The 7,564-nt window shown below is 68.9% G+C and carries 7 protein-coding genes; 2 read left to right on the plus strand and 5 right to left on the minus strand.

From position 1 onward, the window contains the following. The 3 genes from Q0C41_RS28230 to Q0C41_RS28240 form a co-directional block, all read right to left on the minus strand. Window positions 1-2,554: efflux RND transporter permease subunit (locus tag Q0C41_RS28230; protein ID WP_291989804.1), on the minus strand; the 2,554-nt coding region annotated here is incomplete at its 3' end. After that, window positions 2,551-3,555 carry an efflux RND transporter periplasmic adaptor subunit gene (locus Q0C41_RS28235; RefSeq protein WP_291989806.1) on the minus strand — a complete coding sequence of 335 codons (1,005 nt, stop codon included), beginning with the start codon at window positions 3,553-3,555 and terminating at the stop codon, window positions 2,551-2,553. The genes Q0C41_RS28235 and Q0C41_RS28230, both read right to left, overlap by 4 nt. A 198-nt stretch (window positions 3,556-3,753) precedes the next feature. Continuing rightward, on the minus strand, window positions 3,754-4,488 hold the full coding sequence (locus tag Q0C41_RS28240) for a prolipoprotein diacylglyceryl transferase (RefSeq protein ID WP_291989808.1): 735 nt from the start codon (window positions 4,486-4,488) through the stop codon (window positions 3,754-3,756). A gap of 97 nt (window positions 4,489-4,585) precedes the next feature. On the opposite strand from Q0C41_RS28240, the gene Q0C41_RS28245 reads away from it, so the two are divergent. Then, a complete protein-coding gene (locus Q0C41_RS28245) occupies window positions 4,586-4,924 on the plus strand; it encodes a heavy-metal-associated domain-containing protein (RefSeq protein WP_291989810.1) in 339 nt (112 codons plus the stop codon). Here Q0C41_RS28245 and Q0C41_RS28250 read toward each other — a convergent pair. Both Q0C41_RS28250 and Q0C41_RS28255 read right to left on the minus strand, forming a co-directional pair. Beyond that, entirely contained in the window at window positions 4,918-5,691 is a 774-nt protein-coding gene (locus tag Q0C41_RS28250) for a sialidase family protein (protein WP_291989812.1), read from the minus strand. The genes Q0C41_RS28245 and Q0C41_RS28250 overlap by 7 nt on opposite strands. A 401-nt stretch (window positions 5,692-6,092) precedes the next feature. Then, complete coding sequence (locus Q0C41_RS28255; protein ID WP_291989814.1) at window positions 6,093-7,142, minus strand: sialidase family protein; 1,050 nt, start codon at window positions 7,140-7,142, stop codon at window positions 6,093-6,095. A 57-nt stretch (window positions 7,143-7,199) separates the two neighbouring features. On the opposite strand from Q0C41_RS28255, the gene Q0C41_RS31540 reads away from it, so the two are divergent. Next, window positions 7,200-7,564 (plus strand): YHS domain-containing protein (locus tag Q0C41_RS31540; protein WP_367079317.1); only part of this gene is annotated, 365 nt, incomplete at its 3' end.

Genomic DNA, 7,564 nt, shown 5'->3' on the forward strand with positions numbered 1-7,564 from the left:
GCGTCATCTCGGCAACGGCCTCTCCCGAACTGATACCCGGCGCCGGGCCGCCGTTGATGTCGGCCGAGGGGTGCACGTTGTAGCGGGAGACCGGGTCCGGGCCTGACGCCGGCCGCGTTGTCACCACCGAGGCGAGCGGCACCATCGCGCCATCGGGTGCCTGCAGCTGCAGGCGACCGATGTCCTCGGTGTCCGAGCGGAAGGCGGCGTCCGCTTGCACGGTGACCTGGTAGGGACGACCGAGCAGTGTGAAGTCGTTGACGTAGACGGAGCCGAGGTAGGCCTGCAGTGTCTCGTGCACGTGGTCGAGCGGAATGCCGAGCTGCCGGGTGCGCTCGCGGTCGACGTCCAGCCGCAGCCGCGGCACGTCGACCTGGTAAGCCGAGAAGACGCCGGCGAGCTTCGGTGAGGACCTCGCCTCGGCGAGGACCGCCTGCGTGGCGTCGTACAGGGCGCGTGGCCCCTTCGCGCCGCGGTCCTCGATCTGCACCTTGAAGCCGCCGATGGCGCCGAGGCCGGGGACTGGCGGCGGCGGAAAGATCGCCGCCATCGCACCACCAATCGATGCGAACTTGCCGTTGAGAGCACCTGCGATGGTACCGGCACCGAGATCCGCACTGGTGCGCGCCTCGAACGGATCGAGCATGGTGAAGATCACCGCGGCACTGGGGTTCATCACGAAGCCGTTGATGGACAGGCCGGGGAACGCCACGACGCTCTCCACGCCAGGCTGGTCGAGCGCGATCTGCGTCATCTGCCTGACGACGGCTTCCGTGCGGTCCAGCGACGCGCCATTGGGCAGCTGTGCGATGCCGACCAGGTAGTACTTGTCCTGCGCCGGCACGAATCCCGACGGCACGCTGCGGAAGGCGGCACCCGTCAGCAGGAGCAGCCCGCCGTACACCACCGCCACCATGGCCGCGTAGCGAATGGCACGGCCCACGCCGGCCACGTACCACGCGGCGCCGCGGTCGAAGAGCCGGTTGAACCAGCGCGTGAACGGCCCGACGACGAGGTCCAGGACGCGCGACAGCAGATCGCGAGCCTCTCCGTGCGGCCGCAGCAGGAGTGCCGACAAGGCGGGCGACAGTGTCAGCGAGTTGATGGCCGACAGCGCGGTCGAGATGGCGATCGTCAGCGCGAACTGGCGGTAGAACTGGCCGGTAAGCCCGGCGAGCATGGCGGTCGGGATGAAGACGGCGGCCAGCACCGCCGTGATGGCGATCACCGGGCCGGTCACTTCCTCCATCGCACGCAGTGCCGCGTCGCGCGGGCTCCGCCCGAGCGCCAGGTGACGCTCGACGTTCTCGACGACGACGATGGCATCGTCCACGACGATGCCGATGGACAGGACGAGGCCGAAGAGGGACAGCGTGTTCAGCGTGAAGCCGAGCAGGTGCATGACGGCGAACGTGCCGACGAGCGACACCGGCACGGCGAGGACGGGGATGATGGAGGCACGCCACGTCTGCAGGAACAGCAGCACCACCGCCACGACGAGGACCGTGGCCTCGAGGAGCGTGGTGACCACGTTGCGGATCGACGCGCGGACGAACAGCGTCGGGTCGTACGCGATGCGGTACTGCACGCCGGCCGGGAACTCGCGCGCCAGGTGCTGCATGACGTCGCGGACCTGCTGCGACACCTCCAGGGCGCTGGCGCTCGGGTCCTGCAGGATCTGGATCGCCGCCGCCGGCTGGTTGTCGATGAGGGCACGCAGGGCGTACTGGTTCGCCCCGAGTTCCACGCGCGCCACGTCACGCAGGCGCACCGTGCCGCCGCCCGGGTCGGTGCGGACGATGATCTGCTCGAACTCCTCCGGCGAGGAGAGGCGGCCGCGGGTGTCGACCGCGAGCTGGAAGGCGCTGGTGGGGGAGGGCTGCTGGCCGACGGCGCCAGCGGCGACCTGGACGTTCTGCTCGCGGATGGCGCCCACCACGTCGCTGGTCGCCAGCGACCGCGCCGCCATCCGATCGGGATCCAGCCAGACGCGCAGGCTGTAGTCGCCCGCACCCCACACCTGCACGTCGCCGACGCCTGGCACGCGCGCCAGTGCGTCCTTCACGCGGCGCGTGGCGAAGTTGGAGAGATACAGCGGATCGTAGGTACCGCCGGGCGACACCAGGTGCACCACCATGAGGATGTCAAGCGAGAGCTTCTGGGTCGTGACACCCAGGCGCTGCACCTCCACCGGCAATCGCGGCAGCGCCCGCGAGACGCGGTTCTGCACCTCGACCTGCGCCATCTCGGGCGAGACGTGCGCGTCGAAGGTGACGCTCAGGGTCAACGAGCCGTCGCCGGCGGCCTGCGAGCCCATGTAGAGCATGCCGTCGACGCCGTTGATGGCCTGTTCGAGCGGCGCCGCCACGGTGTCGGCAATCGCCTCCGGGTTGGCACCCGGGTACGCGGCGCGCACGACCACAGTCGGCGGCGTGACCCGCGGGTACTCCGTCAGCGGCAGTCGTCCGAGGCTGAGGCCACCGGCAATGACGATCAAGGCCGACAGCACCACTGCCGCGACCGGCCTGTCGATGAAGAATCGGGAGACGCTCATCGCAGCACCTCCGGCTGGGGCACGACTTTCATCCCGGGCCGGATGGGAGGGCCCGGCAGGAGCACCTGCTCGCCTGGCCGCACGCCGCTGTTTGCCACCACGCGCCACTCGCGCACCCTGGCACCGAGCTCGATGGGGCGGTACTCGACGACCCCGGCGGCGTTGGCGACGAGCACGAAGCGTTGTCCCTGATCCGTGCCGATGGCGGTCTCCGGAATTACGGTGGCACGCTCGGCGTTGCCGTGCCGAAAGGTGACCCGCACGACCGAGGAGGGCAGCAGGCGCCCATTGGCATTAGGCAGGCGTGCTCGGACCTTGAGCGTGCCGGTCTGGGCGCCGACGCCGTGGTCCACGAAATCGATGGCGCCACTGATCGGGTCTCCGCCTTCGAAGGGAGTTATCGTCGCCTGCCACGCGCGCTGGCCGACGAGGCGTGCGCGCGCGGCCGTCGTCGGATCGAGTTCGAAGTACACGTAGATCGGGTCGAGCGACTGCAAGAGCGCCAGGCGCGTGCCGGTGCCGGGCCCGCCTGTCACCAGATTGCCAGCCGTGACGTCGAGCTTGCCGATGGTGCCGGACACGGGGGCGCGCACCGTCGTGAACTCGAGCTGCAGCGCGGCATCGGCCACTGCGGCGCGCGCGGCGTCCGCGCTCCCCCCGAGCTGCGCGGCCTCGCCACGACGACGGTCCACTTCCTCTGCGGAGACGGCGTCCTGCGCGACGAGTCGCTCGGCGCGCGCGAGTTCCTGCTGCGCGCGTGCGAGCTGTGCCTCGATGCTGGCCAGTTCCGCCTGCGCGCGGGCCAGCGCGATCGCGTAGGGGCGCTGATCGATCCGGAAGAGCGGCGTGCCGGCGCTGACGCGCGCACCTTCTTTGAACAGCACGGCTTCGAGTGCGCCACCGACCCGGGCTCGCAATTCGACGCGCTGGATCGGCTCGACACGGCCGGTGAACACCGTCTCCAGCGGCACGTCCCGGCGGACGGCCGCGACGGTCTTCACGTGCGGCGGTTCAGGGGCGGGTGGGGCCGATTGGGCCTGAGTGGAGCAGGCGGCCGTTGACAGGACGAGGGCGACGGCACCGAGTGGCAGTGCCGTTCGCCTCAAGGTTGTGCTGAGCATGTACATCAGATCCTCCGTTCACACGGACCTGATGACGGACGGGCGCCGGGCACATTACAGGCCTCGAGCGCCAAAGTGTCAGGAGGCAGCGACTCGGCGCCGCAAGAGAATGACGGCGCCAACGAACATGGCGACCAGGGAGGCGAGGTGGGCGACCGAGAGCCCACCCATGACGCGTTCGTTCACCCGCAGGAACTCGATGCCGAATCGCACCGCGCCCACCATCAGCAGGTACTGACCAAGAACGACATGGTCGGGACGACCCTGCCGTCGCCAGCGCAGAAGCAGCCACGCGACCGGAATCAGCGCGAGCGCTTCGTAGATCTGGGTGGGATGCACCGGTAGCGTTGTTGGCGGCAGCCCTTCCGGAAAAGCAATGCCCCAGGGCAGGTCCGTCGGCGTCCCATAGTCATCACCAACCAGCAGGCATCCGATGCGCCCGATGGCGTGACCGATCGCGAGCGCCGGCGTTGCGGCCGCGAGCACGCTGATGACGGGCAGCTTCCACCACCGCAGGTAGGACAGGCCTGCCGCAAGGCCGCCGGCGAACCCGCCGAACCAGCTCATGCCGCCTCGGTTGAGGAGCAGGTCGAACAGTGCCTCTTCGCCAAGATGTTCGAGCGTCCACAGGAGCTTGGCGCCGAGCAGACCGCCGATGACACCGACGAGCGCGGCATCGACCCCCTCACGCGGCAGGTGCGACCGGTGCAGCTCTCGTTGCAGCACCCACAGCCCCACAAGGACTCCCAGGGCGACCAGCACGCCGAAGCTGGTGATCTCGAAGCCGCCGATGCGGAACAGGACAGGGTACATGGTGGCCTCCCACGCATGAGCTGTGCGGTTGCCTCACTCGGGTCTACCGCGCAGCGGCGCACTGTAATGCGCACCCAGGCCGCGCGTCTTCCCGGACATGAGCACCCCTTACGCAGCCAACGAATCGGCGGCCACGCTCCTCTTGCAGGTGGCCGGTATGTCTTGCGACGCGTGCGTCCGGCACGTGACGCGCGCACTGGAAGGCCTCTCAGGAGTCCTCGATGTTCACGTGGACCTCGATACCGCCAAGGTTGTCGTGACACAGGAACCCGGCAAGGCCGACCTGCGCGACATTCTGCTGGCGATCTCTCGCGCAGGGTACTCGGCGAGGTTGCAACCCGAGCCGACGGCGGGCATCGAGCCCCCGGACCCGTACAGCCGCGCCGGCGGTTGCTGCCGAACGCGCGCCGCAGACAGGCGGCCTGCCGCTCAGTAGAGCAGCACGAACCGATCGCCGACGGCCGCCACCGCCGGGAAGCTCCACACGGGCAGACCGTCTCGTGCCTGGACTTCGCCGAGCGGTGCGCCGTCGGCGAAGAGCTGCCAGCCCACCGCGCCCCCCTTGTTCCAGCCCGTGCCAGTCGCCCAGGCCATGAGCACGGCGCCCCCCTTGCCGACGGCGAGACGAGGATGTTTCCGCCGGGCAGTCGCGACCTGCGTGTCGGCCGCGGTTGGTTCGAACGCACGGTCGCCTTCCGCACGGAAGGCGACCTGCCCGTCGTGTTCCCAGGCGTAGATCGGTGTGTCTCCTGGCACAATCGCCATGCTCGACATGGGACACGCGCCGATTTCCCACTCGTCGACCTTACCGGCCGTGAAGGTTCGACCGCGATCTGACGAGCGCAACGCGTGGATGTCGCGGTGAACCATCTGTGTCGCTGCGCGGTAGAGCACCTGCACGTTGTGGCCTGATGCCGCGATGCGCAAGCCGCAACACCCGCAGGTCCCGGTCTCGGCAGGGGAGATGGCGACCTCAGGCGAGAACGTACCGCCGTCGTCGGAGGAGCGCGCGAGCCACACGCGCCGCGCCTGTTCACCCTCCGGTCCGTCCAGCGCATTCCCATGCCACGCGACGAACACGTTTCCCGCGCTGTCAGCCGCGACAGAACTCCCGCCATCCAGGTGTCGTGTCGAAGTCATCAAGTTTCGCTGCGGTTCAAAAGCACTTCCGCTGCGCGTGGTGTGGGCGTACAGCAGCGGCATTCCCGGCTTCTGACCGTCGCGGACGGGCGGCTTCGGGTCGGCCGTGCCTGTACCGTTCCACACCACGTGCACGCGACCATCGCGTCCGAGGGCCAGTTGGGCCCCCCGAATCGTACCCATGGCGATCGCGCTTCCCGGTTGGCTGTTGACCCGGACGCGCGGCGCGAAGGTGCGGCCGCCATCCCGCGAGTGCGTGTAGTAGACGTCGGAGGCCCCAGGAGCCCCCGACAGGTAGACGAGGTGCAGCGCGCCTGCCGCGTCGACCACCGCGTCTGGCTGTATGCCCCCGTCCGGCACTCGCAGCACGTCGACCTGCGGGGCAGACACCGATCGCGATGTCGCGATTGGCGCGAGCCCGCCAAGGATCGCTGACGAGGCGAGAAACACGCTGAGCATCTTCATCATTCCGGGTTCCCCAGTTGAAGGGCGGCCATCGCCGTCCGTACTGTCGTGCGCGCTCCCGCCGTGTCGGTCCACGCGAACATCAAGGCTTCTCCCGAGGCCGCGATCCTCGGATACCCACTTGTCCGCGAGCCCTCCAAGGCGGCCACCTGTACCGGAAGGCTGCGTGTCCCCCTTGGCGAGAGGCGACGCACCATGAACGTCGCGCGCCCACCGGCCAGTTCGATCCAACTCACGGCAGCGGACCCGTCAGGCAGCAACTCGACGTCCACCCGCCCCTGAGACGCGACGTCGTCCACGCGGACGCGCTCGCCGAAGGTTCGCCCGGCATCGTTCGAGAACGCGACGTAGACGTGCCCCACATCGCCGACAGCCGTGAACCACGCCAGCACCACCTGACGCCCGCGCGCGCTGAGCATGGGGCCGTTCACGGGGCACGCGGCGAGCTTCCATCCGTCGGCATGCACGGCAACCGGGTCCGTCCATCGCGTGCCTTCCAATCGGGACACGAAGATGTCGCGAACTTCATCCTCCGTGCGATTGCGGAACGCCACCACTGGTCCCTCGCTGGTGATCGCCGCTGTGGTCGGACAGCAGTCGCACACGCGTTCATCGATGGGCGTATCGACGACCTGCGTCCACGCACGGTCGTATGTCGCGAACCGGATGGTCATCGCACCACCGGACGTGGCGTGCCCGGCCGCATGACCTGCACCCGCGGTAGCGGTCTGCCGTCCATCGAGCCAGACCGCCCCGAGTCCACCAGCCGGCATCTGGAACAGCGAGGCGAACCCGTGCTCGGTCGGCGTGCCGTCATGGTGGGGCGTGAACGGCGCTGCCCAGCTGCGCCCGCCGTCGGACGAGTGGGTGAGCCGGACGTCGTAGGCATACGTTCCCGTACCACTCTTCTGGAGCCAGTGCGCCGCCAACGTCCCGCCGTCCAATCGCACGACCGAAGGCACGTCTGCCCAGTTCACGAACCAGTCGTCGCCCGACGCCACCAATCGAGCCTCGCTCCAACGGCCCATGTCGAAGGTGGAGAACTTCAAGCTCGCGCGAGAACCTTGCCGCTCGACCCAGCTCAAAAGCGTGCCTCGTGACGAGGAATGCAGCTGCGGCTGCCCACTCGGCGACATCGCCGGGCTCGACACCGGGCGGACCGGGCCCAGCCACGCCGGCTGGGCGTCGATGGACGTTCGCGCCGACAGCACGGCCGCGGCGCAGAGCGCCCCAAGGGCCGTGCAAATGGCGAGTGCACGACGTGCACGAGACGAGAGCATCCGGTAAGTTTACGGGAGCCACCGCGGAAGCTCATCCACGTGTGTTGCCGGCGTGTGGCAATCCGCAGGACGGGCGGCGGCACAAGGAGGTGCAGCGTGAAGGATCCCGTGTGCGGCATGACCGTGGAGCCTGCGAAGGCGGCAGCCACGAGTGAGTATCAGGGGCAGACCTACTATTTCTGCTCCGCAGG

This window comes from Luteitalea sp. (assembly GCF_022842525.1).
In the GTDB taxonomy this organism is placed as follows: domain Bacteria; phylum Acidobacteriota; class Vicinamibacteria; order Vicinamibacterales; family Vicinamibacteraceae; genus Luteitalea.

Bases quoted from the DNA above. Each gene is read 5' to 3' on its own strand.
- Q0C41_RS28250 (WP_291989812.1), bottom strand. From the start codon at position 5,691: ATGCCGCTGCTGTACGCCCACACCACGCGCAGCGGAAGTGCTTTTGAA.
- Q0C41_RS28240 (WP_291989808.1), bottom strand. From the start codon at position 4,488: ATGTACCCTGTCCTGTTCCGCATCGGCGGCTTCGAGATCACCAGCTTC.
- Q0C41_RS28245 (WP_291989810.1), top strand. From the start codon at position 4,586: ATGAGCACCCCTTACGCAGCCAACGAATCGGCGGCCACGCTCCTCTTG.